This is a genomic window from Streptomyces sp. (assembly GCF_035563135.1).
Lineage (GTDB): Bacteria > Actinomycetota > Actinomycetes > Streptomycetales > Streptomycetaceae > Streptomyces.
Window position 1 is genome coordinate 1 of record NZ_DATMVN010000551.1, and the last position, 25,685, is coordinate 25,685.

At 69.2% G+C, this 25,685-nt stretch carries 25 protein-coding genes, 1 tRNA gene and 1 pseudogene; 15 read left to right on the forward strand and 12 right to left on the reverse strand.

The features are described from left to right. From VN520_RS24335 to VN520_RS24350, 4 genes are all read left to right on the forward strand, one after another. Positions 1-961 (forward strand): Na+/H+ antiporter NhaA (locus VN520_RS24335; protein WP_325749070.1); only part of this gene is annotated, 961 nt, incomplete at its 5' end. Positions 962-1,000: 39 nt separating this feature from the next. Then, entirely contained in the window at positions 1,001-1,531 is a 531-nt protein-coding gene (locus VN520_RS24340) for a phage holin family protein (RefSeq protein ID WP_325749071.1), read from the forward strand. Further along, entirely contained in the window at positions 1,528-2,493 is a 966-nt protein-coding gene (locus tag VN520_RS24345; protein WP_325749072.1) for an alpha/beta hydrolase, read from the forward strand. Before VN520_RS24340 ends, VN520_RS24345 begins: the two co-directional genes overlap by 4 nt. Before the next feature lie 105 nt (positions 2,494-2,598). After that, positions 2,599-2,802 (forward strand): hypothetical protein, encoded by a 204-nt coding sequence (locus tag VN520_RS24350; protein WP_238442206.1) that lies wholly within the window; start codon positions 2,599-2,601, stop codon positions 2,800-2,802. Between the two features lie 257 nt (positions 2,803-3,059). On the opposite strand, the gene VN520_RS24355 is transcribed toward VN520_RS24350, so the two are convergent. From VN520_RS24355 to nth, 3 genes are all read right to left on the reverse strand, one after another. After that, positions 3,060-4,265 (reverse strand): MarP family serine protease, encoded by a 1,206-nt coding sequence (locus tag VN520_RS24355; protein WP_325749073.1) that lies wholly within the window; start codon positions 4,263-4,265, stop codon positions 3,060-3,062. Positions 4,266-4,356: 91 nt separating this feature from the next. After that, positions 4,357-5,094, reverse strand: coding sequence for a CoA pyrophosphatase (locus VN520_RS24360; protein WP_325749074.1), 738 nt, complete (start codon positions 5,092-5,094; stop codon positions 4,357-4,359). Positions 5,095-5,167: 73 nt separating this feature from the next. Then, positions 5,168-6,010: an endonuclease III gene (gene nth / locus VN520_RS24365; RefSeq protein WP_414719935.1), complete on the reverse strand. Its 843-nt coding sequence runs from the start codon at positions 6,008-6,010 to the stop codon at positions 5,168-5,170. Positions 6,011-6,263: 253 nt separating this feature from the next. On the opposite strand from nth, the gene VN520_RS24370 reads away from it, so the two are divergent. Then, positions 6,264-6,938: a Crp/Fnr family transcriptional regulator gene (locus tag VN520_RS24370; RefSeq protein WP_014046869.1), complete on the forward strand. Its 675-nt coding sequence runs from the start codon at positions 6,264-6,266 to the stop codon at positions 6,936-6,938. An 88-nt stretch (positions 6,939-7,026) separates the two neighbouring features. Here the strand turns inward: VN520_RS24370 and VN520_RS24375 are convergent, their stop codons facing one another. The 4 genes from VN520_RS24375 to VN520_RS24390 form a co-directional block, all read right to left on the reverse strand. Beyond that, positions 7,027-7,857 carry an MBL fold metallo-hydrolase gene (locus VN520_RS24375; RefSeq protein WP_325749076.1) on the reverse strand — a complete coding sequence of 277 codons (831 nt, stop codon included), beginning with the start codon at positions 7,855-7,857 and terminating at the stop codon, positions 7,027-7,029. Beyond that, on the reverse strand, positions 7,854-8,780 hold the full coding sequence (locus VN520_RS24380) for an NUDIX hydrolase (protein WP_325749077.1): 927 nt from the start codon (positions 8,778-8,780) through the stop codon (positions 7,854-7,856). Before VN520_RS24380 ends, VN520_RS24375 begins: the two co-directional genes overlap by 4 nt. A gap of 133 nt (positions 8,781-8,913) precedes the next feature. Then, positions 8,914-9,384 (reverse strand): RidA family protein, encoded by a 471-nt coding sequence (locus VN520_RS24385; RefSeq protein ID WP_325749078.1) that lies wholly within the window; start codon positions 9,382-9,384, stop codon positions 8,914-8,916. Continuing rightward, on the reverse strand, positions 9,384-9,542 hold the full coding sequence (locus VN520_RS24390) for a DUF4177 domain-containing protein (RefSeq protein ID WP_019992579.1): 159 nt from the start codon (positions 9,540-9,542) through the stop codon (positions 9,384-9,386). Before VN520_RS24390 ends, VN520_RS24385 begins: the two co-directional genes overlap by 1 nt. A 71-nt stretch (positions 9,543-9,613) precedes the next feature. Between VN520_RS24390 and VN520_RS24395 the strand changes: the two genes are divergently transcribed. Continuing rightward, positions 9,614-10,648, forward strand: coding sequence for an ArsA family ATPase (locus tag VN520_RS24395; RefSeq protein WP_325749079.1), 1,035 nt, complete (start codon positions 9,614-9,616; stop codon positions 10,646-10,648). Then, positions 10,645-12,162 carry an ArsA family ATPase gene (locus VN520_RS24400; protein ID WP_325749080.1) on the forward strand — a complete coding sequence of 506 codons (1,518 nt, stop codon included), beginning with the start codon at positions 10,645-10,647 and terminating at the stop codon, positions 12,160-12,162. Before VN520_RS24395 ends, VN520_RS24400 begins: the two co-directional genes overlap by 4 nt. A 35-nt stretch (positions 12,163-12,197) precedes the next feature. On the opposite strand, the gene VN520_RS24405 is transcribed toward VN520_RS24400, so the two are convergent. After that, a complete protein-coding gene (locus VN520_RS24405) occupies positions 12,198-12,563 on the reverse strand; it encodes a WhiB family transcriptional regulator (protein ID WP_325749081.1) in 366 nt (121 codons plus the stop codon). Between the two features lie 398 nt (positions 12,564-12,961). On the opposite strand from VN520_RS24405, the gene VN520_RS24410 reads away from it, so the two are divergent. Next, positions 12,962-15,220 (forward strand): transglycosylase domain-containing protein, encoded by a 2,259-nt coding sequence (locus VN520_RS24410; protein ID WP_325749082.1) that lies wholly within the window; start codon positions 12,962-12,964, stop codon positions 15,218-15,220. 84 nt (positions 15,221-15,304) lie between these two features. Here the strand turns inward: VN520_RS24410 and VN520_RS24415 are convergent, their stop codons facing one another. Further along, complete coding sequence (locus tag VN520_RS24415) at positions 15,305-15,769, reverse strand: GatB/YqeY domain-containing protein (RefSeq protein WP_325749083.1); 465 nt, start codon at positions 15,767-15,769, stop codon at positions 15,305-15,307. 79 nt (positions 15,770-15,848) lie between these two features. Here VN520_RS24415 and VN520_RS24420 point away from each other — a divergent pair, with 79 nt between their 5' ends. From VN520_RS24420 to VN520_RS24430, 3 genes are all read left to right on the forward strand, one after another. Then, positions 15,849-16,787, forward strand: a complete 939-nt coding sequence (locus VN520_RS24420; protein WP_325749084.1) for a metallophosphoesterase — start codon at positions 15,849-15,851, stop codon at positions 16,785-16,787. Positions 16,788-16,873: 86 nt separating this feature from the next. Continuing rightward, positions 16,874-16,947 (forward strand) — tRNA-Pro (locus VN520_RS24425). A gap of 209 nt (positions 16,948-17,156) precedes the next feature. Next, the gene (locus VN520_RS24430) at positions 17,157-18,449 is read left to right on the forward strand and encodes an HNH endonuclease signature motif containing protein (protein ID WP_325749085.1); all 1,293 of its coding nucleotides are present in this window, start codon (positions 17,157-17,159) and stop codon (positions 18,447-18,449) included. A 20-nt stretch (positions 18,450-18,469) separates the two neighbouring features. Here the strand turns inward: VN520_RS24430 and VN520_RS24435 are convergent, their stop codons facing one another. From VN520_RS24435 to VN520_RS24445, 3 genes are all read right to left on the reverse strand, one after another. Further along, entirely contained in the window at positions 18,470-19,975 is a 1,506-nt protein-coding gene (locus VN520_RS24435; protein WP_325749086.1) for a LacI family DNA-binding transcriptional regulator, read from the reverse strand. A gap of 32 nt (positions 19,976-20,007) precedes the next feature. Next, positions 20,008-20,382, reverse strand: a complete 375-nt coding sequence (locus tag VN520_RS24440; protein WP_414719936.1) for a helix-turn-helix domain-containing protein — start codon at positions 20,380-20,382, stop codon at positions 20,008-20,010. 126 nt (positions 20,383-20,508) lie between these two features. Continuing rightward, entirely contained in the window at positions 20,509-21,018 is a 510-nt protein-coding gene (locus VN520_RS24445; protein WP_073958116.1) for a helix-turn-helix domain-containing protein, read from the reverse strand. Positions 21,019-21,310: 292 nt separating this feature from the next. On the opposite strand from VN520_RS24445, the gene VN520_RS24450 reads away from it, so the two are divergent. From VN520_RS24450 to VN520_RS24465, 4 genes and pseudogenes are all read left to right on the forward strand, one after another. Beyond that, entirely contained in the window at positions 21,311-22,588 is a 1,278-nt protein-coding gene (locus VN520_RS24450) for a DUF3631 domain-containing protein (RefSeq protein ID WP_325749087.1), read from the forward strand. Positions 22,589-22,901: 313 nt separating this feature from the next. Further along, positions 22,902-23,873: a DUF2637 domain-containing protein gene (locus VN520_RS24455; protein WP_325749090.1), complete on the forward strand. Its 972-nt coding sequence runs from the start codon at positions 22,902-22,904 to the stop codon at positions 23,871-23,873. 267 nt (positions 23,874-24,140) lie between these two features. Beyond that, the gene (locus VN520_RS24460; protein WP_325749088.1) at positions 24,141-24,572 is read left to right on the forward strand and encodes a plasmid mobilization protein; all 432 of its coding nucleotides are present in this window, start codon (positions 24,141-24,143) and stop codon (positions 24,570-24,572) included. A 4-nt stretch (positions 24,573-24,576) separates the two neighbouring features. After that, positions 24,577-25,545 (forward strand): annotated as a pseudogene (locus tag VN520_RS24465) (relaxase/mobilization nuclease domain-containing protein); the annotation flags it as partial. Positions 25,546-25,685: the final 140 nt, after the last annotated feature.

The window sequence follows — 25,685 nt, forward strand, 5'->3', positions numbered from 1 at the left end:
CGCCACCGACATCGCGTTCGCGCTCGCCGTCCTCGCGGTCATCGGCACCTCGCTGCCGTCGGCCCTCCGCGCCTTCCTGCTGACGCTCGCGGTCGTCGACGACCTCTTCGCCATCCTCATCATCGCCGTCTTCTTCACCGAGAACATCGACTTCCTGGCGCTCGGCGGTGCCTTCGCCGGTCTGGCCGTGTTCTATGTGCTGCTTCGCACCGGAGTGCGGGGGTGGTACGTCTACCTGCCGCTCGCCCTGGTCATCTGGGGACTGATGTACAACAGCGGCGTCCACGCGACGATCGCCGGCGTCGCCATGGGGCTCATGCTGCGTTGCACCAGACGCGAAGGAGAGACGCGTTCCCCGGGCGAACACATCGAGCACATGGTGCGGCCCCTGTCGGCCGGCTTCGCGGTTCCGCTGTTCGCCCTCTTCTCGGCCGGTGTCACCCTGAAGGGCGATGCCCTGGCCGGTGTCTTCACCCGGCCCGAAACACTCGGGGTGGTCCTCGGTCTGGTCGTCGGCAAGACCATCGGCATCTTCGGCGGTACCTGGCTCGTCACCCGCTTCACCAAGGCCGAGCTGAACAAGGATCTGGCCTGGGCAGATGTCTTCGCCGTGGCCACGCTGGCCGGTATCGGCTTCACCGTTTCGCTGCTCATCGGGGAGCTCGCGTTCGCGGGCGACGAGGACATGATCAATGACGTGAAGGCGGCGGTCCTCCTCGGCTCTCTCATTGCCGCCGTACTCTCCGGTGTACTGCTCAAACTGCGGGTACGCAGATACAGGGCGCTGTACGAGGCCGAGGAGCTCGACGCGGACGAATCAGGGGTGCCCGACGTGTACGAACAGGGTGACCCCGAGTACCACCTGCGCATGGCCGCGCTCCACGACAGGAAGGCCGCCGAGCACCGCCGCCTTGCCGAACAGGCAGGGGCAGCGAGCAGCAAGCCGGACAGTCCGGCATGATCTGACATCGGATGTACGGAAGAGGAGAGGGAGTCAGGGATGAGCGACCCCGGCAATTACGCGGGCAGCACCGACCGTAGTCTCGGGCAGCTGGTCGCTTCGGCGACCGCTGAGATGTCCGCGCTGGTGCACGACGAGATCGCCCTGGCCAAGGCCGAGGTACGGCAGGACGTCAAGCGTGGCGTGATCGGCAGCGTGGCGTTCATCGTCACGGGTGTACTGATCCTGTTCGCGATTCCCGTGCTGAGCTTCGCCGCGGCCTACGGAATCCACAATCTGGGGCTCGGTCTCGCCTGGTCGTTCCTGATCGTCGGCGGTGCGTTCATCCTGCTGGGAATCCTGATCGCCCTGTTCGGACTCGCCAAGTTCAAGAAGGTCAAGCCTCCGGAGAAGTCCATCGCCTCGGCCAAGCAGACCGCTGCGGTCCTGCAGGGCGTCAAGCCGCACCCCCGCCCCGCCGTCGGCACGCGCTCGATCGAGCAGGCGCAGGGCAGCACCCTCGCGGACAAGGCCATCGAAAGCCGACCGGTCCAGGACAAGGCCCTCTCTGTGACACGCTCGTCCACATGACCGACCCCGATTTCACATCCGGCCCGCCGGGACCGGCTGCCGGTTCCGGCGGCCCCGTCCGCCTCGACGGACCGTGGACCCACCGTGATGTGGCGGCCAACGGCGCACGCTTCCATATCGCCGAGCTCGGCGACGGGCCGCTGGTGCTGTTGCTGCACGGTTTCCCGCAGTTCTGGTGGACCTGGCGCCATCAGCTGACCGCTCTGGCCGGCGCCGGCTATCGCGCGGTCGCGATGGACCTGCGCGGGGTCGGCGGCAGTGACCGTACGCCCCGGGGGTACGACCCCGCGAACCTGGCACTCGACGTGACCGGCGTGATCCGCTCGCTCGGCGAGCCGGACGCGGCCCTCGTGGGACATGACATGGGCGGCTACCTCGCCTGGACGGCGGCCGTGATGCGGCCGAAGCTGGTCCGGCGGCTCGTGGTCTCTTCGATGCCGCATCCGCGCCGCTGGCGCTCCTCGATGCTCTCCGACTTCGCGCAGTCCCGGGCCGGCTCCCACATCTGGAGCTTCCAGCGGCCGTGGGTTCCGGAGCGCCAGCTCGTGGCGGACGACGCGGCTTTGGTGGCACGGCTGATCCGTGACTGGTCGGGGCCGCGCACCCCTGACTTCCCCGACGACGAAACGATGGACGTCTACCGGCGCGCGATGTGCATCCCGTCGACGGCGCACTGCTCGATCGAACCGTACCGCTGGATGGTGCGCTCCCTGGCACGCCCCGACGGCGTCCAGTTCAACCGGCGGATGAAACGCCCGGTCCGTGTACCGACGCTGCATCTCCACGGCTCGCTCGACCCGGCGATCCGGACCCGTAGTTCCGCAGGGTCCGGTGAGTACGTGGAGGCGCCGTACCGGTGGCGGCTTTTCGACGGTCTGGGCCACTTCCCCCACGAGGAGGATCCCGTCGCCTTCTCGACCGAACTCATCAACTGGCTCAAGGACCCTGAGCCCGACCGGTAGCCGACGGGTACAGGTGCCCGACGAACAGCCAATTGCCTGCCGCATAAGCCAATTGGCTGACTCGCACACGATTACCGACCTCTGGTCACGGGCACACGTCGAGGTATGGGCTGGACGCGCGACTTCAATGACGCAGCACGCAACCGCCGCTCGACCGCTCCTGCTGGTCCGAGCATTCATGAGGGGGGCGGCTCCCGGAGCCGGGTGCACGATGTGAGCGATTTCCACGATCTCCGGCTGGGCATTCCGCGCATCCTCCACCGCCGGGCCCGCTGGGTCTCGGCGCGCCTGCGCCATCCCCGTGGATGACGCGGACACCTTCGGACACCACGCCACGCACAGGTCCCTGGGTCAGCTGAGGCCCAGGGCCCCGTACGTGGCATCCGTACCGGTGTGACCGCTGGGGCGGGCCTCCTCAAGAGCTCACCGCCCGAGCCGTACCGTTGCCACGGTTCCCCACCGCTCGGAACCGCCGCGCCGGAGCCAGAACACCACCGGGCCGGAGCCGACGCCACCGGGCCGAGGGCGCCGAGCCCGAGCCGGGCGCAGGGCCTCGCCGCCGGGCCTCAGAGCGCGCAGCCCTGGCTGTCGACCTCCTGGACCGCGGACCTGCCGAGCTCGATGTCCTCGCGGATCTCGTCGGCCGTCAGCGCGTAACCCGTGTCCGGGTCGTCGAGCGACTTGGCGAACACCACTCCGTACACCTTGCCGTCCGGAGTGAGCAGTGGTCCGCCGGAGTTGCCCTGGCGGACGGTCGCGAAGAGCGAGTACACGTCGCGCCGCACGGTGCCCCGGTGGTAGATGTCCGGCCCGTCGGCGTCGATGCGGCCCCGGATGCGGGCGGATCGTACGTCGTAGGCGCCGTTCTCCGGGAAGCCCGCGACGATGGCACTGTCACCGCTTCCCGCATCGGTGTCGGTGTCGGTGAAGCGCAGCGGCTCGGCGTCCAGGTCCGGGACGTCCAGCACGGCGATGTCCCGCTGCCAGTCGTAGAGGACGACCTTGGCGTCGTACAGCCTGCCCTCGCCCCCGATCTGGACGGTCGGTTCGTCGACGCCGCCGACGACGTGGGCGTTGGTCATCACGCGGCGGTCGGAGAAGACGAAACCGGTTCCTTCGAGGACCTTTCCGCAGCCCGGTGCCATGCCGACGACCTTGACGATGGATTTCTTGGCGCGGGCGGCCACAGGGCTTCCGACCAGCGCCGGGTCCGGGGGGGCGACCTCGGTGATGGGTTCGTTGGCGAAGGGACTGAAGACCTGCGGGAAGCCGTTCTGCGCGAGGACGGAGGAGAAGTCCGTGAACCAGTTGGCAGCCTGATCGGGCATCACCCGGGAGACTCCGAGCAGGACCGAGGAACTGCGGACCTCCTTGCCCAGCGTCGGCAGTGACGTACCGGCCAGTGCGGAGCCGATCAGCCAGGCCACCAGGAGCATGGCCACCACGTTGACGAGGGAGCCGCCCGTGGCGTCCAGGGCGCGCGCCGGCGACCATGTGATGTAGCGGCGGAGTCTGTTGCCGAGGTGGGTGGTGAACGCCTGGCCCACGGAGGCGCACACGATCACGATCACGACCGCGACGATGGCAGCGGTGGAGGAGACCTCCGATCCGTCGGTCGCCTGGTCCCAGATGACCGGCAGCAGGTAGACGGCTACGAGGCCGCCGCCCAGGAAACCGATCACGGACAGGATGCCGACGACGAAACCCTGGCGGTACCCGATGACCGCGAACCACACGGCGCCGACGAGCAGCAGGATGTCCAGCACGTTCACCGTCTATAGCCTCGCAGTTTCGTCACCTGGCCCGTCCGGTTCGACGGGGTCCGGGCCAGGCCCGGAACAGCGCAGCACGGAAGTCAGCCTGTCATGCGTGCCAGTCGAGCGGCACCTGCCTGGCCCTGTCCCAGGGGCGTTCCCACCCCGCGTAGTGCACAATCCTGTCGATCACACCGGCTGTGAATCCCCAGACCAGTGCGGATTCCACCAGGAATGCGGGGCCTCGGTGACCGCTCGGGTGGACGGCTGTCACGCGGTTGGCCGGATCCGTGAGATCCGCCACGGGGGCGGTGAAGACCCGGGCGGTCTCGGCCGGATCGACGGCCCCCACCGGGCTGGGCGTCCGCCACCAGCCGAGGACGGGCGTGACGACGAAGCCGCTCACCGGGATGTAGAGGCGGGGCAGCACGCCGAAGAGCTGGACACCGCTCGGATCGAGTCCGGTCTCCTCCTCGGCCTCCCGCAGCGCGGCCCTGAGCGGCCCTGTGGTCGCGTGGTCGCCGTCCTCGGGGTCGAGGGAGCCTCCGGGGAAGGACGGCTGGCCGGCGTGGGAACGCAGTGAGCCGGAACGCTCCATCAGGAGCAGCTCCGGACCACGCTCGCCCTCGCCGAAGAGGATCAGGACCGCGGACTGTCGCCCGGCGCCGCTCTCCGGCGGCAGGAAACGGCTGAGCTGCCGGGCCTGCACCGTCCGCGCCGCCCTCGCCACGGGTTCGAGCCAGGCGGGCAGACCGTCCGAGGAGACGGTGAGCGCGCTGTCACGGGACGCGTCCCTCTCCGTGGTGGCCGCGTCGGCCGCGGGCCGTGTGCTTTGTGCGTGCGTCATGGGCACCCCCGTCTTTCCAACGCCTGTCGTCGGTCATTTCGTTCCGCGCGGGCCTGCCCGGCGGGACGGCTGCTCACCCGCCTCCCAACGGTGGTGCGGGACTGCCCGGGTAGTCCGGGGGCGGGCTGAGGCGCTGGCCCGGATGTCCGCCCATCTCGTACTTCAGGAGCTTCTTCGCCTTCTCGGGATCCGTCTCGCCCTCCCCGTAGGCGGGGCAGAGGGAGGCGATCGGGCAGGCGCCGCACGCGGGCTTGCGGGAGTGGCAGATGCGGCGGCCGTGGAAGATCACACGGTGCGAGAGCATCGTCCACTCACTCTTCGGAAAGATCGCGGCGATCTCCGCCTCGACCTTCTCCGGGTCCTCCTGCACGGTCAGTTTCCAGCGGCGGACCAGCCGGCCGAAGTGGGTGTCCACCGTGATGCCCGGCACACCGAACGCGTTGCCGAGGACGACGTTGGCCGTCTTGCGCCCCACCCCGGGCAGCTTGACGAGATCCTCCAGCCGGCCGGGGACCTCTCCGCCGAAGTCGTCCCTCAGGGCGGCCGACAGCCCCAGGAGGGACCGTGCCTTGGCCCGGAAGAAACCGGTCGGCCGGATGATCTCCTCAAGCTTCTCGGGGACGGCGGCGGCCATGTCCTCGGGCGTCGGGTAGGCGGCGAAGAGCGCAGGGGTGGTCTGGTTGACCCTCAGATCGGTGGTCTGGGCGGAGAGGACCGTGGCCACCAGGAGTTCGAAGGAATTACGGAAATCCAGCTCGGGATGGGCGTACGGATAGACCTCGGCGAGCTCGCGGTCGATCCGGCGGGCACGGCGGACCATCGCGAGATGCGTCTCGGATTTCGCGGGCTTGCCCGGCGCTCCGCCCGTCGAGCCGTCTGCGGTATTTTTCCTACTTCGTACGGCCTGTTCGCCCACAGCGGAATTCCTGTCTCCCGACACCCCATCAGCCCCCTTGGCCTGCACTCCCACCGGCGTTCCGGACACCCGTCCAGCCTAGAGCCAGAGGCTGACATCTGCCCCGGTCACCGCATCTCCACGCCCGATCGGCCCCCTGCCGTAGGGTCCGGCGCGCCCGTGCGTCAAACTGGTTTGTGATCGATCGCACTGTTTTACCGTCCGGCATCATGGAAACCACGCTTCCCTGAACAGGCCGACAAGGAGAGAACTCGTGGACGACGTTCTGCGGCGCGCCCCGCTTTTCGCGGCGCTCGATGACGAGCAGGCCGCGGAGCTCCGCGCCTCGATGAGTGAAGTGACCCTCGCACGCGGTGACGCGCTGTTCCACGAGGGCGACCCGGGCGACCGCCTCTATGTGGTCACCGAGGGCAAGGTGAAGCTCCATCGCACCTCTCCCGACGGGCGGGAGAACATGCTGGCCGTCCTCGGCCCCGGCGAGCTGATCGGCGAGCTGTCGCTCTTCGACCCGGGCCCGCGCACCGCGACCGCGACCGCGCTCACCGAGGTCAAGCTCCTCGGACTCGGTCACGGAGACCTCCAGCCCTGGCTGAACGCCCGCCCCGAGGTGGCCACCGCGCTGCTGCGCGCCGTCGCCCGCCGTCTGCGCAAGACCAACGACCAGATGTCCGACCTGGTCTTCTCCGATGTGCCGGGACGCGTCGCCCGTGCCCTCCTCGACCTGTCGCGCCGCTTCGGTGTGCAGTCGGAGGAGGGCATCCACGTCGTGCACGACCTCACCCAGGAAGAGCTGGCCCAGCTGGTCGGCGCCTCCCGCGAGACGGTCAACAAGGCTCTCGCGGACTTCGCGGGCCGCGGCTGGCTGCGTCTGGAGGCGCGCGCCGTGATTCTCCTGGACGTGGAGCGACTGGCGAAGCGGTCCCGCTGACGCTGTTCCTCGTACGCTCGCCGAAGGGGCCCCACCGTGCGGTGGGGCCCTTTCGCTTACGCGGAGGGGGCGGCGCCGAGGCTGCCCCTCAGATCAGGCCGTGCTCGGTCAGGTACTCCATCTGGGCCCGCACCGACAGCTCCGCCGCAGGCCACAGGGAGCGGTCCACGTCCGCGTACACGGCCGCCACGACCTCGGCAGGCGTCCGGTGCCCGGCCTCCACGGCCGTCTCGACCTGGGCCAGGCGGTGTGCTCGGTGGGCCAGGTAGAACTCGACGGCGCCCTGCGCGTCCTCCAGTACCGGCCCGTGCCCCGGGAGGACCGTGTGCACCCCGTCGTCGACCGTCAGCGAGCGCAGACGGCGCAGGGTGTCCAGGTAGTCGCCGAGCCTGCCGTCCGGGTGGGCGACGACGGTGGTGCCGCGACCCAGGATCGTGTCACCCGTCAGCACGGCCCGGTCCGCGGGCAGATGGAAGGAGAGGGAGTCCGCGGTGTGCCCCGGGGTGGGAACGACCCGGAGTTCGAGACCTCCTGTGGTGATCACGTCCCCCGCCGTGAGCCCTTCGTCGCCCAGCCGCAGCGCCACGTCCAGGGCGCGCACCTTCGTGCGCGTGAACTCGGCGAACCGGGCGGCCCCCTCCGCGTGATCGGGGTGCCCGTGCGTGAGCAGGGTGAGGCCGACGCGTCTGCCCGCCCTCTCCGCGGTCTCGACGACGGCCCGCAGATGTACGTCGTCGAGCGGCCCCGGGTCGATCACGACCGCGAGGTCGGAGTCCGGCTCCGCGACGATCCAGGTGTTCGTGCCGTCCAGGGTCATCGCCGAGGCGTTGGGGGCCAGGACGTTGACCGTACGGGTGGTGGCGGGCCCGGAGAGGACCCCGCCGCGGGGCTGCCCGGGCAGTGCGGCCGCGTCGCTCATGAGGAGGACCCGTCCGCGCCCTCGCCCGCGGGAACAGACGCGGATCCCCCGGATGCCGGGAGGTGTTTGGTGAACTCGTCGTGCCCCGGCCAGCTCAGCACCAGCTCCTCACCCTCCATGCGGGCCTCTGCCAGTACGGGACCGAGGTCCTGGGAATCCGCCGCCTTCAGCACCTCCGCGGCCGTTCTGTACGGCTTCAGCGCCCGCAGGGTGGCCACGGTGGGCGGCATCATCAGCAGGTCACCCCTGTCGTAGCCGTCGGTCGCGTCGCCCGGCCGGATCCACACCGTCCGGTCGGCCTCGGTGGAGACGTTCCGGGTGCGCTGGCCCTCGGGGAGCGCGGCCACGAAGAACCAGGTGTCGTAGCGCCGCGGTTCGAAGGCCGGGGTGATCCAGCGCGCCCACGCGGCCAGCAGGTCGGAGCGCAGCACCAGGCCCCGGCGGTCCAGGAAGCCGGCGAAGGACAGCTCGCGGGCGACGAGGGCCTTCCGGTCCGCCTCCCAGTCGGCGCCCGTGGTGTCACTCACGACGGTGTCGGCGGCCGGCCCGGCCAGCAGGACTCCCGCCTCCTCGAACGTCTCCCGGACCGCGGCGCACACGACGGCCTGTGCCTCGGCGGCCGTGCCGACGCCCAGACGGCCGGCCCAGGTGTCCAGGGACGGTCCGGCCCAGCCCACGAGGTGGTCGTCGTCGCGCGGATCGACCCCGCCACCCGGATAGGCGTACGCCCCGCCGGCAAAGGGCATGGAGGTACGCCGGCGCAGCATGTGGACGGTGGGGCCGGCGGAATCCGGCCCCGCCGTGTCGTCCCGGAGCAGCATCACCGTGGCCGCACGCCTGGGGGTCACGGCCGTCAGCTCGCCGCCGGCGAGGGCCCGGATCCGGGCGGGCCATTCGGGTGGGTACCACTGACCGTTGGACATGGCCGGAGGCTATCCGTAACAGGGCCGATGTTCGAGGGCCCCGGTCCTCGATGTCTGCCCCTTGCACGCATGAGCCGGACATGCGCGATCCCGCCCGGTCGCCTCGGCCGGACGGGATCGTGGAGGTGCGGGATCAGGCCTCGACGAGCTCGACCTGGACCTCGACCTCCACCGGTGCGTCCAGCGGCAGCACCGCGACGCCCACGGCGCTGCGCGCGTGCACGCCCTTGTCGCCCAGGACCGCGCCCAGCAGCTCGCTCGCTCCGTTGACCACTCCCGGCTGCCCGGTGAAGTCGGAGGCCGAGGCGACGAAGCCCACCACCTTCACCACCCGTGCGATCCGGTCCAGGTCACCGGCGACCGACTTCACCGCCGCGAGGGCGTTCAGTGCGCAGGTCTTCGCCAGTTCCTTGGCCTCATCCGGCGTCACCTCGGCGCCGACCTTGCCGGTCACCGCGAGCTTGCCGTCCACCATCGGGAGCTGCCCGGAGGTGTGGACGTACACCCCGGACCGCACGGCCGGCTGGTAGGAGGCCAGCGGCGGTACGACGTCGGGAAGCGTCAGGCCGAGCTCTGCGAGCTTCGCCTCGACGGCGCCCGCCACTACGGCTTCTCCCGCTTCAGGTAGGCCACGAGCTGCTCGGGGTTGTTCGGGCCGGGAACCACCTGGACCAGCTCCCAGCCGTCCTCGCCCCAGGTGTCCAGAATCTGCTTGGTCGCGTGCACGAGAAGGGGCACGGTCGCGTATTCCCACTTGGTCATGAGCCGACTGTAATGCCTGGCACAGGCGGTCTCGTGCGTAGCCTGCCTGCCGACTGGTTAGGCTCGAAGACGTGAGCAGGTTCCAGGTCGTCAGCGGCAAGGGCGGGACCGGTAAGACCACGGTCGCCGCCGCACTCGCGCTCGCCCTCGCGACCGAGGGCAGGCGCACCCTCCTCGTGGAGGTCGAGGGCAGGCAGGGCATCGCCCAGCTCTTCGAATCCGAGGCGCTCCCCTACGAGGAACGCAGGATCGCCGTGGCGCCCGGCGGCGGGGAGGTGCACGCACTGGCGATCGACGCCGAGCGCGCGCTCCTGGACTACCTCCAGATGTTCTACAAGCTGGGCAGTGCGGGCCGGGCGCTGAAGAAGCTCGGCGCGATCGACTTCGCCACCACCATCGCACCGGGTGTCCGGGACGTCCTGCTGACCGGCAAGGCGTGCGAGGCCGTACGCCGCAAGGACAAGCAGGGCAGGTTCGTCTACGACTACGTGATCATGGACGCGCCCCCCACCGGACGCATCACCCGCTTCCTCAATGTGAACGACGAGGTGGCGGGGCTGGCGAGGATCGGTCCGATACACAACCAGGCGCAGGCCGTGATGCGGGTCCTGAAGTCCCCGGAGACCGCGGTCCATCTGGTGACGCTCCTGGAGGAGATGCCGGTCCAGGAGACCGCGGACGGCATCGCCGAGCTGCGGGCCGCCGAACTGCCCGTCGGCCGGGTCGTGGTGAACATGGTGCGGCCCCACCTGCTGGACGAGGACGCACTGCGTACGGCGTCGGGAGGCCGTCGCAAGGAGATCGCGAAGACGCTCACCCGGGCCGGCGTGACCGGTTCCGCCGCCCTGGTGCGACCGCTGGTCGAGCAGGCCGCCGAGCATGCCCAGCGGGTCGGCCTGGAGCGTGAGCAGCGCGCGGCGCTGACCGGACTGGGGCTGCCCATGACCGAGCTGCCGCTCATGGGCGAGGGAGTGACCCTGGCCGCGCTGTACGAGCTGGCGGAGGAGTTCCGTAAACAGGGCGTCGGCGACGAGGCCGCGGACGCGGCGGGGCAGACGCCGGGGGGCGGGAAGCGAAACGGCTCCGGACGAGGGGTGGGGACATGACACCGGGCACGGACATCGCACGGGGACCGGTCGCGGACGACGCACCGGGACCGGGCACGGACATCGCCCCGGGACTGGAGACCGACGCGCTGCTGGACGATCCGGAGATCCGTATCGTCGTGTGCTGCGGCTCCGGCGGCGTGGGCAAGACCACGACCGCGGCGGCACTCGGTGTACGGGCGGCCGAGCGCGGCCGCAAGGTCGTCGTCCTCACCATCGACCCGGCCCGCCGGCTCGCCCAGTCCATGGGCATCGACCGGCTGGACAACATCCCGCGCCGGGTCGAGGACATCGACGGCGAGGGCGAACTGCACGCCATGATGCTCGACATGAAACGCACCTTCGACGAGACCGTCGAGGCGCACACCGATGCCGAGCGGGCCCACGCGATCCTGGAGAACCCCTTCTACCAGTCGCTGTCGGCCGGGTTCGCGGGCACGCAGGAATACATGGCGATGGAGAAGCTCGGGCAGCTGAGGGCGCGCGACGAGTGGGACCTCATCGTCGTCGACACCCCGCCGTCCCGTTCCGCGCTGGACTTCCTGGACGCGCCGAAACGTCTCGGCTCGTTCCTCGACGGGAAGTTCATCCGGCTGCTGATCGCCCCCGCGAAGATCGGCGGGCGGGCCGGGATGAAATTCCTCAACGTCGGGATGTCGATGATGACGGGGACGCTCGGCAAGCTGCTCGGCGGGCAGTTCCTGCGCGACGTACAGACCTTCGTCGCGGCGATGGACTCCATGTTCGGCGGATTCCGCACCCGGGCCGACGCGACGTACAAGCTGCTGCAAGCGCCCGGCACGGCGTTCCTCGTGGTGGCGACGCCGGAGCGGGACGCGCTGCGCGAGGCCGCGTACTTCGTGGAACGGCTGGCCGCGGAGGAGATGCCGCTGGCCGGTCTGGTCCTCAACCGTGTGCACGGAAGCGAGGCCGCACGGCTCTCCGCGGAACAGGCGCTGGCGGCAGCAGAAAATCTTGAAGGCGTCGGCATTGTGGATCAGACGGCCGGGAAAGCTGGCCTTGGTGACCCGGTGAGCCCGGTGCCCGCCGCCTCACCTGAAGCCCCGGAGTCGCCGCTCTCCCCCGAACGCAGTGACGAACTCCCTCCGCACGAGCCGCCACAGCAGGAGCCGCCTCAGCACGACCGGACATCACGCACCCGCGAGCCGCACGGCCGTGGCCGAAAGTCGCCTGACCCGTCCGGGCCATCCACGCACACGGAAACGGAGCACACGGGAACGGACGGACAGGGCACACCACCCGCTACGGACGCCGTATCCGCCGACGTATCCGTCGAGCAGCTGACCGCAGGCCTGTTGCGGCTGCACGCCGAGCGGATGCAGGTCGTCGCGCGCGAGCAGCACACGCGCGACCGCTTCACCACGCTCCACCCCGAAGTTCCGGTGACCGAGGTGGCCGCGCTGCCCGGTGACGTGCACGACCTCTCAGGCCTCAGAGCCATCGGGGAACTGCTCGCGACCGGGTCCGCTTCTGCCCCGGCCGGAGCTGTGTAGGACCGCCGCAGTCTCCTGCGTGGCGGCCTTGCAGCTCACCCCACGGCGGCGAACGTCTCGTGCAGTTCGTCGTCGTGCAGCGCGTCGTCGTCCAGACCCACCCCTGCGGGCAGCATGCCCGTGGACCGCTCGTACTCACTGCGCGCGGTCTCCAGCAAGCGGCGCCAGGACGTGACGGTGGGCCGTCGGCGCAGCAGAGCGCGGCGCTCCCGCTCCGTCATCCCGCCCCACACGCCGAACTCGACGCGATTGTCCAGCGCGTCGGCCAGGCACTCGGTCCGCACCGGGCATCCGGTGCACACCGCCTTGGCCCTGTTCTGCGCTGCCCCTTGCACGAACAATTCATCCGGATCGGTAGTGCGGCAGGCTGCCTGCGCACTCCAGTCGGTTACCCAGCCCATTCCGGCGCCGTCCTCTCCCGAATCGAGGCTCCCCCACGGCGGCAGCGGCATATTCACCGCTGCCAGTTGAGGACGTTACGGAAGGTGGCGACAGCACAACACCCCCTTCGGGCCCAATCTTGGATGGCCCGAACGGACTATGCGTACGCGGCAGATCACCCAGGGGAGTGATGCGGGGACATGCGCGACCAACCCGGCCACATCAGGGCAGAAAGCCCATGTCGCAACGGACATCAACCGACACATGAGGCGAATTCGGGAACGCCTCGGCATGTGGCTGAATTCTGCTGCGGGCTGTGCAGGGGGGTTGATGCAGGACCCGGCTGCTGTGACAGTTGAGACCAGCTTAGGCCAAGGCCTATCCGTATGTCCGGCGAATGAGAACGTAGGCTGCCCTCATGCCAAAGAAGCGCTCAGGCGGGGGTCTGACGACGACCCAGCAGGCCGCCAAGTTCCTCGGTGTCGCCGCGCTCTCCGGAGCTGTGCTGGCAGGCATCGCGCTGCCGGCCGCCGGCGCCCTCGGGCTCGCGGCCAAGGGGACGGTCGAGGGATTCGACGAGATCCCTTCCAACCTCAAGACCCCGCCGCTGAGCCAGCGGATCACGATCCTGGACAACGAGGGCGGGCTCATCGCGACGGACTACTCGCGTGACCGTACCGTCATCCCGCTCAAGGACATCTCCCCGTACATGCAGGACGCGATCATCGCGATCGAGGACTCGCGCTTCTACGAGCACGGGGCCGTCGACCTCAAGGGCATCCTGCGTGCGATGAACCGCAACGTGCAGGCCGGCGGAGCCGCGCAGGGCGCCTCGACACTCACCCAGCAGTACGTGAAGAACGTCTTCGTCGAGGAGGCGGGCGACGACCCGGACAAGGTCGCCGAAGCCACCCAGCAGACGCTGGGCCGCAAGGTCCGGGAGCTGAAGTACGCGATCCAGGTCGAGGAAGAACTCGGCAAGAAGAAGATCCTGGAGAACTACCTCAACATCACCTTCTTCGGTCAGCAGGCCTACGGCATCGAGACCGCGTCGCAGCGCTACTTCTCCAAACACGCCAAGGACCTGAAGCTGGAGGAGGCGGCGATGCTGGCCGGTCTCGTCCAGTCACCGACCCGCTACGACCCGGTCAACGACGCCGAGGAGGCGACCAAGCGCCGCAACATCGTGCTGCAGCGCATGGCCGTTGTCGGCAGCATCTCGCAGGACGAGGCCGACAGGGCCATCGCCTCCCCTCTCGATCTGAAGGTCAGCAGGCCGAACAGCGGCTGCATCACAGCTGACAACGGCGCCGGCTTCTTCTGCGACTACGTGCGCAAGATCGTCCTGACCGATCCGGCCTTCGGGAAGACCCACGAGGAACGCGCCAAACTGTGGAACCTCGGTGGGCTGACCATCAGGACCACGCTTTCGCCGCGCGCGCAGAAGGCCGCCGACGAGGCCGCGACCTCGAAGGTCAACAAGGACGACAAGGTCGCAGCGTCCGTGGTGCAGGTCGAGCCCGGCACCGGCAAGGTCCTCTCGATGAGCCAGTCCAGGCCGTACGGCCTGGACCAGAACAAGCACCAGACGATGCTCAACCTCGGCGTCAGCAACAAGATGGGCGGCAGCACCTACGGCTTCCAGGTCGGCTCGACCTTCAAGCCGATCACCGCCGCCGCCGCTCTGGAGAAGGGCATCAGCCCGGCTCTGAGCTACACCACCGACTGGAAGATGTCGCTTCCGCTGAACTCCTTCCGCACCTGTGCCGGGGCCCCGACGGGCAGCAGCAACTGGGACCTGGTGAACGAGCTGGAGTCCGAGAAGGGCACCTGGGACATGACGAGCGCGCTCGGCAAGTCCATCAACACCTACTTCGCCAAGCTGGAGCAGAAGACCGGGCTCTGCGAGACGGTCGAGATGGCGAAGAAGGTGGGCTACGAGCGGGGCGACGGCAAGGAGATCGAGGAACACGCCTCGATCACCCTCGGCGGTGAGGTCAGCACCCCGCTCTCGATGGCCTCCGTGTACGCCACGTTCGCCAACCGGGGCACGTACTGCTCGCCCGTCGCCATCGAGTCGATCACCGACGCCAACGGCAAGAAGCTCGACGCCCCGAAGACCAAGTGCTCCCGCGCGATGAGCGAGAGGACCGCTGACACCATCAGCGAGATGCTCAAGGGCGTGGTCGAGGACGGCACCGGCACCCTGGCGGGCCTCTCCGACCGCGACAACGCGGGCAAGACGGGCACGACGAACGACCGCCTCGACGCCTGGTTCGTCGGCTACACCCCGAATCTCTCCACCGCGGTCTGGGTCGGCGACGACATCGGTGAGAAGGCCACCAAGATGTACGACATCACCATCGGTGGCCAGTACTACGAGAAGGTCTGCGGTGGCTGCCTGCCCGGCCCCATCTGGAAGACCGCGATGACCGGGGCGCTGGACGCCTCGGAGACCCCGTCCTTCCAGCCGGTCTCGGTGCCGCGTGGTGCCGAGAAGGTGGCGGACAAGGAGAAGGGCGAGGCCCGCGACGGGGGCGACGAGGGCACCACCGGCGGTAACGGCACCGGCACCGGCGACGACAAGCCCGGAGCCGACCCGATCGGCGGCATCACCCTGCCGCCCGGCTTCATCGGCGGGAACGACGGCGGCGGACGCGGCGGCAACGGTCCCTGACCGTCCGGGCCGCACGGTCCACGCCATGAAATGAAGGAGGGGCGCCCCCGAGCAGGGGGTGCCCCTCCTTCACGTACCGGTCCTTCAGCCCGCGAGCAGCTTCTTCACGGTGGCGGCCACCCGGCCGCCCTCGGCGAGCCCCGCCACCTTCGGGCTGACGATCTTCATGACGGCGCCCATCGCGCGCGGCCCCTCGGCGCCGGAGGCCTTCGCCTCCTCGACGGCCTGCGCGACGATCGCGTTCAGTTCGTCGTCGGAGAGCTGCTTGGGCAGGTACGCGTCGAGCAGCTCGCCCTCGGCCTTCTCCCGCTCGGCCTGCTCCGTCCGGCCGCCCTGGGCGAAGGCCTCGGCCGCCTCGCGGCGCTTCTTCGCCTCCTTGGCGATCACCTTCTGCACCTCGTCGTCGGTGAGCTCACGCGACGTCCTGCCGCTGACCTCTTCCTTGGTGATCGCGGTCAGGGTGAGCCGGAGGGTGGACGAGGTGAGCTCGTCACGCGCCTTCATGGCCGTGGTGAGGTCTTCCTTGAGCTTGGACTTGAGCGTGGTCATGCGGCGATTGTGACAGGTACGGCAGACCTGCCGCCCGCCTGTTTTCGTCCCGCCGCACCGTTTCTGCGACGATGGAGCCATGCGCGCACGCTACGGAGTACCCCTGAAAGCAACGGCAGTCGGCGCAGCGGTCGGTGCCGCCGGCCTCGTGTACGCGGCCGGGTTCGAAGCCCGCTCGTTCCGCCTCCGCCGGGTCACGATTCCCGTACTCCCGCACGGATCCCGTCCGTTGCGCGTACTCCAGGTCTCGGACATCCACATGGTGAGCGGCCAGCGCAAGAAGCGCGCCTGGCTGCAGTCGCTGGCGGGCCTGCGCCCGGACTTCGTGGTCAACACCGGTGACAACCTCTCCGACCCGGAGGCCGTGCCGGAGCTGCTCGACGCGCTCGGTCCGCTGATGGAGTTCCCCGGGGTCTACGTCTTCGGTTCCAACGACTACTACGGCCCGAAGCTCCGCAACCCGGTCCGCTATCTCCTGGAGAAGACGCAGGGCAAGCACGGGCTCAACGGGAACGCACCGGCGACCGGCGTCGTCCACAATCCCTGGGAGCCTATGCGGGACGCCTTCGACGAGGCCGGCTGGCTGAACCTCTCCAACACCCGGGGCCGGATCAAGGCCGACGGGCTCGAGATCGCCTTCACCGGCCTGGACGACCCCCACATCAAGCGGGACCGCTACGCGGAGGTCGCCGGCGGTCCGGAAACGGGCGCGGACCTCTCGATCGGCGTCGTCCACGCCCCCTACCTGCGGTCCCTGGACGCCTTCACGGCGGACGGTTACCCCCTGATCCTGGCCGGCCACACCCACGGCGGCCAGCTCTGCATCCCCTTCTACGGCGCCCTCGTCACCAACTGCGACCTGGACACCGACCGGGTGAAGGGCCTCTCCAGCCACACGGTCGGTGAGCGGCGCTCCTACCTCCACGTCTCGGCGGGCTGCGGCACGAACCGCTACACCCCGGTCCGCTTCGCCTGCCCGCCCGAGGCGACCCTGCTGACGCTGACGCCTCGCGACTGAGTCCCCTGCCGGGAACAAAACCGGATTTCGCCTCCGGGCGCAGGTGGGCTAAAGTAATCGATGTCGCCGGGACAATCGGTGGACATCGGGGTGTAGCGCAGCTTGGTAGCGCGCTTCGTTCGGGACGAAGAGGTCGTGGGTTCAAATCCCGCCACCCCGACAGTGAAATGCCAGGTCAGGGGCCTGATCCACTTAGTGGATCAGGCCCCTGACTCGTTCCCGGAGATCGTTTGGGAGAAAACTGGGAGAAGATCTTGGTCGGCTTCTCCCAGCGGCCGATCGCCCGGCAAGGGAGGCACGCCTCCCACGTGTCCGCTCGCACCTGCGCGGTCGCGAACTTCAGTCGACCACTCGACCTGAGGACAGCCTGTGGACTACGGCCTCAGCAGCACCGACGACGCCGACAACAGCGCCTCTGAACGAGCGGGTCGCCCGTGCTCGGTCTGCGGCACGGTGATGGAATATTGGCGCCCGCGCAGCCAGAAGTACTGCTCCGATCCTTGCCGTACCTCGGCTGCCAAGAGGCAGCGGGTCGAACGCCCGAAGGACGCGCCGAAGGTGTGGCGCCCGATGCAGACGCTCACACCGGGGACGCCTCCGGTGCCCGACCCCGCCAGGACCCGCAAGGTTCCTGGTGATCCTTACTGGAACCCCATCCTCGCGGCTGCGGAACGTGCCACGGGCGGCGAACCTTGCCGGATCTGCGGAGTGCCCGTGTCAAAGAGCGCGCACTGGGAGCACCGCGATCGGCACGTCTGCTCGGGTCGGTGCAACACCACTCTCAAGCGGCGCACGAAGACGCGGATCGCGAAGGGTGAGATCGACTTGGCCGCCATACCTGATCGAGGTGACCGATCCTCCGCCGATGCCGACCAGCGTGTCCGGTTCGCGGCTGCACGGGAACCGCAGGTCTTCGGCACCAGGGCGGCCGACGACGACTTCCCATACGAGTTCTACGGGCTGAGCCCCATCGAAGGCGATGTCATCGAGCGGCACGACTCCGTCACGGCGTACGCCACCGCAACGTCCCTGGGCGCTGACGAGCTCGTCGCGCTGGTCCGGGCAAACTCTGAACCCCACGCGGAGCCGATGGTCGCGATCCACCAGCAGACCGGCGCCCTTCTGGCCTACACGGACCGCATCCTGTGGTGGACCAAGGTGCCCGGCCAAGAACACCCCCTCGTCCAGCAAACTTCGTTCGAGGGAGACGACGGCCGGCAGTGGCACTGGCAGAACGAGATCTTCCGTGACGTGGACGAAGGTGGGAAGACCTACGACTGGGAAGCCTGGGTCTGCGTCGCCGAACCGACACCCACCCTCTGGACTCCGGCATATGCCGCCCGCTCGGAAAAGCAGCGGCGCTCCACCCGGGCCCGCAACAGCTACCAGGCCCGCATGCGCGGCTATGGCACTCTCAACGCAGGCGCTGATCAGGTGGACCCGTTCGGCATCTACGATCGCGATCAATGGGTATGCAAGCTGTGCCACCGCGCCATGAACCCTTCCGCTGAGTGGCCCGACCCGTGGTCCGCCACTCTCGACCACATCCAGCCGGTCGCGGAGAGCGGCGCGCACACAGCCGAGAACCTGCAGGCAGCCCACTGGATCTGCAACATCCGCAAGGGAGACACCTGGGGACCTGGCGAGGCCCAGCCCTCCTAGGACGGGCTGAGCCTGCCTCGTCAGCCGCCACCCTGCAGGAGCCGGTCCAGGGCAGATACCGGGCAACGCGGGTGCAGAGCACGCCTGGCGGCGAGTGCCGCCTCCCACTGCTCGGTCAAGCCGAGCATGAGGCGCCGGCGCATGCCGGGCGTGACGTGGGCATAGCGCGCGGAGACCGAGCCGTCGATGTGGCCCATGCGTTCGTCCATGAGGACCTTCTCGGTGCCGAGGTCCTCCATCATCGTGCGGTGGGTGTGCCGGAGCCCGTGGGGCGTGAGGCCCTTCGCGATCGGTAGCCAGCAGGCGTCAGCCCGAGCAGCTGCCCCTCGGCCTCGGGCTGGGATGCCGGGCCACGGCTCGCCGAGGATCGGCACCGGGCGGGCCTCCTGGGGCGCCTTCTTCGGGTACCAGCCGGAGGCCGCCGGGGTGAAAAGCCAGGTGGCGAAGCCGTTTCGGCGCCAGTGAGCAGCATGGTCCGACGTAGCACCGCCACGTACGAACCCGAGCTCTGCGATGGCGAGCTCGACTCGTATGCGGGTCTCCTCGCGTACACGGTCGGGATGGTTGAGGACGTTCGAGACCGTGCCTGTGGAGACTTCGGCACGGCGGGCGACGTCGACGAGCTTCGCGCCCTGGTGACCGCCGGTACGCGCCACACCCTGGCCCCGGAAGACGTACGTCCTGCCGTGGCAGGAGCAGGGTGTCGGCTTCGTGTGAGCGATGTGGTTGAAGACCAGGGCCGACAGCCAGTCCGCCGAGTCGATGACGCGGTAGCTGTCGTCCTTGGGCGGGCAGCGCACCAGCTCTCCGGTGTCGAGTTCGTACAGCTGCCACTCGACCCGGAAGGCATTGGGCCGCACGAACTCCGTTTCCAGGCCGACGATTTCGCCCCAGCGCTTGCCGGTATAGCCCTTGAGGACGGTGGCGACGAACTCGTCGTCGCGGCCGGACAGTAGGGCGGCCCGCTCTGCGGTGAGCAGGATGCCGAGTGCGTCGGTGACGACCTTCTCCGGCCCGCGGTCACGGGAACGGCCGGCTCGCTTGCCTCGCCCGCGCCGACGGGCCGCCGGGTTGGACGTGAGCAGACCCTCGTCGATCGCGTCCTCGAAGATCAGGTGGAGTGTCGAGCGCCAGGTCTTGACGCTGGAGGCCGCGTACTCGGCCCGCTCCTTCTTCTCCCATGCGTCGACGTCCGTGCGCAGGATGCCCGCGAGCGCCTTCTCCTCGAAGTCGGGGAGCAGGTGCTCCTCGATGTGGCGCTTGTAGTTCTGCATGGTCGAGGCGGCCAGGTCCTGGCCGGCGTACCAGCGGCTGGCGTATGCGCCGAAGGTCTCGTGACCAAGGCCCGGGTCGCGCCACTCACCGCGCCGAACGGTCACCTCTTCCGCGTCTGCAGCCTGCTTGGCCTCGCGCTTGGTGGCGAACTTGACCACGGCGCCCGTGGAATCGGCGACGGTGCCGTACTTGCCGTCCTCGATCTTGTAGCGGCCGCGCCAGTAGCCGCCACGCTTTTCTGCGTAACCCACAGATTTCCCTCCCTTCTGCTGTGTGGGGTGCGTTAAGCCGCGGTCCAGTACTGGGGCTTGGTCGTCCGGCGTGGCGGCCGGACCTTGAGGCGGACAGTGGGCACGGTCGTATCGGGCTGCTGCCGAGCGCGAGGCTTCCGGGGCGGCGCAGGGGTACCAGAACGCTGCGGAGTCTGGACCGGGCGCTCTTCGTGCATGCGGATGATCTCCGCGAGGTGGTCGTCCGAGAAGCGGTACGCGCGGCCGACGCGGGTGAACGGGATGAGTCGCCGACGAGCACGGTCTTTGACCCACCAGGCGGAGCAGCCGAGTACGGCGGCGACCTCCTCGGGGGCATAGAGGCGCGGCAGGGCGGCCTCGGCATGCGAAGTCAGTGCGGAGGCAGGGGCTATCGCGGGTTGGCGCAAGGGATGGGTCCTCTTCTGGCGGGTATGGGGCGCGGCAACGCCGACCCGCCGGTCGATCGCTAGGGATGAGAGTGGACTGCCCGTACTGGGGGTTTGCGGGCCCAGTACGGGAGAGGGAGCAGGGGGCTATACCTCGTCAGCAGGCTCGACGTCGCCGCCAGGCGGAGGGCCGTGCATCTTCAGCATGGTCCTGCTGGCCTCCTCCGCCATGGCGTTGGAGACCATCACGTCGGCTTCCTCGCGGATATCGGGATACTCGGCGAGGTAGGCGTCGAGGGCGTCGCGCGCCTCGGTGAAAGCCAAATTGGCTCTCTGGGTCGCGCGGAACGCGTCAATGATCTCGTCGATGAGCTCCATGGCGCGGGCCTTGGCGGCCAGCTGCGGGGGGCCGACGAGGTTGCGCAGGTCGAGACCGAAGACCTCGGCGAAGCCGATGGTCTCGTCGAGGTTGATGCGACGCTTGCCGTTTTCGATCCGCCAGACCGCGGACGGATTCATCTCGAAGCCGGCCTCGTTCATGCGGTCGGACAGGGCGTTGGTGCTCCACCCGCGCGCCTCACGTTCCAGTTTGATGCGCACCGCGACGTTGCCCTCGCCGCTGAGCAGTACGCCCTGCGGCGGGTCTTCATCCGCCATGGCCACCTCCTTCCGTACGTAGCACTCCCCTGCCATTTGCAAGGACTCCATAAGAGTAGCACGTCTACTGCGAGACGCAGAACACTTCTGCGATCCGCAATTCATGTGGCATAGTGGTGGTCCCACCCGATCAACCCGAGGAGCCCGCACGACCGCACGTGACATGAAAGAAGCCCCCGGCGATGCCGGGGGCTCAAGCGCAAACCTCTCAACCGCCATCCCTAGCGATCAACCTGCGGAGACCGGGATTGCCGTCCCATATGGCCCGCAAGCAGAGGAGCTGATGCCCAGTATGACCGATCCCCAGCCGAATGCGCCATCCCGTCCCAACGGCTCCGGCACCTCATGGCCTCCAGTCGCCGTGCCCGGCCAACCGGCCGGCCCCGTTGCGCCTTCGCCAGAGGAGGACAGCGACGACTGCCCCTCGCCGCCGCCGCTGTCCGAAGGAGCGCAGATCCTGGATGCCCTTCGAGCGCAGGTCAAGCGGTACGTGGCGATGCCGAGCGAGGAGGCCGTCACGTCGGTGGCCTTGTGGGTCGCGGCGACGCATCTGCAGCGCGCGTGGCAGCACGCGCCGCGCCTGGCGATCGTCGCCCCGGAGAAGCGGTGCGGCAAGTCCAGGCTGCTGGACGTGGTGACCGAGACCGTGCACAACCGCCTGATCACGGTCAACGCCAGCGCAGCGGCGATCTTCCGGTCGATCGACGGGGACGACCCGCCGGCCCTCCTGGTAGACGAGGCCGACACCATGTTCAGCACCACCAAGGCCGCAGAGAAGAACGAGGAGGTCCGCGGCCTCATCAACGCGGGGCACCAGCGTGGCCGGCCCACTCTGCGAGTATCCGGGCCCGAGCACCAGGTGCAGGAGTTCCCCACCTTCGCCATGGCCGCTCTCGCCGGGATCGGTGACCTGCCGGACACGATCATGGACCGGGCGGTGGTGATCCGGATGCGCCGCCGCGCGGCAGGGGAGAAGGTGGCGTCCTTCCGCACCAACCGGGACACCCCTGCCCTGAACGCGATCCGCGACCGCCTCCACGCCTGGCTGCAACCCTTGTACGAGCAGGCGATGGCCACGGAGCCCCCCATGCCGGTCGAGGACCGCGCGGCAGACACCTGGGAACCGCTGGTCATCATCGCCGACCTCGCCGGGGGCGACTGGCCCGCGCTCGCCCGCACCGCCTGCCGAACCATGACCGACTACGAGGCCGGCCAGGACGAGGAGGGCGGTCTACGCACCCGCCTCCTGGTCGGGATCCGCCGTGCCTTCGCCGCTGTGGGCGACCCGGCCGTGCTGAGCACGAAGCATCTGCTGGAATCCCTGAACGCGGATCGGGAAGCTCCCTGGGCCGAGTACGGCGCCAACGGGCTGACTCCACGGGGACTGCAGCTGCTCCTGAAGCCGTACGGCATCGGCTCAGCCAACCGCCGCTTCCCCGACGGCGCCCAGGCCAAGGGCTTCGCGCGGAACCAATTCCTCGACACCTGGGCCCGCTACTGCCCCGAGCCCAGGGCTGTGGCCGAGGCCGCCCGGCCGGCGGATGAGCCGCTGCCCGACACCGCAGCCTGACCCGACTCCACTCGCACCACTCGTCCCCGCGCAGGTCAGCGCGGGGACGAGTGGGAGAGCCGCAACGAGTCGAGTCGACATCACCACGCCACCCGTACCTGTTCTGACCAGGCACGCGACGAGTGGTACGAGACATCGCACCTCACGGCGGCCACCCCTGCCCTCCCCTGCGCCAAGGCCGCCGCCCCCGAGCCCACCTGGAGTACCCCGCTTGCCTGCCCGCATCACCGCCCTCCTCGGCCGAGGCGATTCGCATCGGCATCACCCTGCTACTGCTCCACGAGATGCTCGCCGGACAGGCGCACGTACCACCCTGGTCCTCGGGCTGGTAGCCGTGGTCCTCATAGCCTTTCGGGTCTCGTGGAACGCACTGTCCGACGTGGCCCGTACCATCGGCGCGGACACCACCGCCGCCCTGCTCTACCCGATCGTGGTCGACGGCCTGATAGCCCTCGCACTGGTCGCCACGCTCGTGCTCACGGGTACGGACCGGAAGTTCGCGCTCCGGGTCCTTGCGACCTACACGCTCGCCAGCCTCCTGCTGAACTACGTGCACGGCCTCATACCGACCCTGCACACCGAGTCGACGCAGTGGGGCCGACTGGCCGACTGGGACCCCGCGAACTGGGCCCTCGTGCTGCTGGCCACCTCGCTCCCGGTCGGGTCGATCTACTTCGGATCGGACCTCGTGGCAAAGGTGCTGCACCACAACCCCGAGTCGGCCGACTCTGCCGAAATGGCCTCTGCCCAGTCGGCCGGCCGTCCAGCCATCGAGTCGGACGGCGAACGAGCCGACGTGCACGCCACTGACCAGGCCAAATCCGGCCCGGCGCAGGTACCTGAGCCGACTCCCACGAAGGTCGTGGAGGGGCTCGTGACAGGGCCGACTGAGGCCGACATGTCGGCCACCTCTAGCCGATCACGGCAGTCGGCCGCCGTGCCGGCGTCGACCGGGGCTTCGCCGCGTCGGGCGGCCGGTCGGGGTCGAGCCACCGCCAAGTCGACCGCCGACCGTCCCCGCACCGACGCCGAGGTCCTAGACGAGGCACGGCTCCTGACCGCCGACTGGAGTGACGACCGACTGACAGCCATGCGTCTGCGTAGCGCACTGGAGATCGGCCAGAAGCGAGCCCGCATCGTGCGTGACCAGCTGAGGGCCGAGCGCACCACCAACGCCGAGCCCGTCACGTACGGCGGCGTCGAGGGCGAGCCTCTCGGCGGACTCGACGATGCCGACCAACAGCAGGAACAGAACCCAGCTACAGCCCTTTCCGGCGCCGCCTGATCTCTGCGCTTGCCCCGTGCCCTCCTGTGCCGACGAGCACGAGGACACGGGGCCCAGCGATCACTCCGCTCCTAGCCACCCTCGGAGAACCAGCCCGTGCACGACCAGCATCACGAACTCCCACCCCAACAGCAGGAGATGACCACCGACCCCGACAGCGCAGCAAGTTGTCGGGTAAGGAGTCCTTACCCGGCCTCCGCCCCACGGGAGGCGGAGGCGTCCGGCGCCGAGGCGGCACCGGAGTCGGCCGGCCTGGGGAGGCCGACCGTGATCGGGACCAGCAAGCAGTCGTCGACCCCGCCATCTAAGCCCACGCATCGCCGCCGCCTGCGCGACAAGCAGCTGCGCGAGCGCCGCGTCCACCCGCGCTACAACGACGACGAGTTCACCCTCGTGAAGAACGCCGCCGCTCTGAGCCACATGGCGCTCGGCGGCTACGTGGCTGAGTGCTCGCTCGCCGCCGCCCGCGCCGAGGATCCCACCGCTTCAGTAGCCGACTACCGCACCATGATCAAGGCACTCATGGCCGCCAACGGCCAGCTCGGGAAGATCGGCAACAACCTCAATCAGCTCACCTGGCACCTCCACAAGGACGGCTCCTGGCCCCACCCCGCCGCCGTCCAACGTCTCCTCGACCGCATCGACGCGTCCGTCGCCGCACTGGGCACCGCCATTGCCCAGGTAACCGAGGGGCGGTGAGCGGGTGATACCAAAGATCATCCTCAGCTCTGGCCCGAAGGCCACCCGCCGTACGATCGGCTACCTCTTCGGCAAGGGCCGCGCCAACGAACACGTCGACCCGCACCTCGTGGCCTCCTGGAACGGCTTTGCCCCTGACCCCGGCCGCAGCCCCCACCGCGATCCGAAGGACGCGATGGCCCAGCTCGTCGCGCAGCTCGACCAGCCCGTGCGGATGCTCGGCGACAAAGCGCCCAGGGACACCGTGTGGCACTGTCCCGTCCGCGCCGCTCCCGAGGACCCGATCCTCACCGACGCCCAGTGGGCCGACATCGCCCGCCGCATCGTGGCCGCCGCGGGCATCGCACCCGCCGGGGACGACGAAGCCTGCCGATGGGTGGCCGTCCGCCACGCCGACGACCACATCCACATCGCCGCGACCCTCGTACGCCAGGACGGCCGGCGTCCCGAGCGCGGCTACGACCAGCGTGCCGTCCAGCGCGAGGCCCGCAAGATCGAGGTCGACTACGGTCTCAGGCGGTTGAAGCAGGGCGACGGCACCGGCGCCAAACGCCACAGCAGCAAGGAGCACTTCAAGGCCAAGCGTCTGGGCCAGGACGCCACCTCCCGAGATCTTCTACGCCTACGGGTTCGCCGGGCCGTCGCGGCGGCATCCGACGAGGCCGAGTTCTTCGCCCTGCTGGAGGCGACGGGCGTGACCGTGCGCCTCAAGCTCGGTCCCTCCGGCGACGCGCTCGGCTGCAACTTCGCCCTGCCCGAGGACACCAACGACAAGGCCGAGCCAGTGTTCTACGCCGGCTCCACCCTCGCCCCCGACCTGTCCCTGCCCAAGATCCGCAAGAGCTTCGCCGTCACCAGCTCTGCGCCGGTCGCTGCCCGACCGGGTGACCCGTGGCATCAGGCGACAGCCGCCGCCGAACGCATCCCCCACCACCTCATACGCGGCGACGATCCGACCGCCCAGGGGCAGCTGGGGACTGCTGCACGGAGAGGTGACACCTGACCTGGCTTGCTGAGAGGCGGCCTGGAAGGATGTTGCAGTGCCCAAGCCGTATCCGAAGGAGTTCCGCGAGGACGTTGTGCGGGTCGCGCGTAATCGCGAGCCCGGCGTCA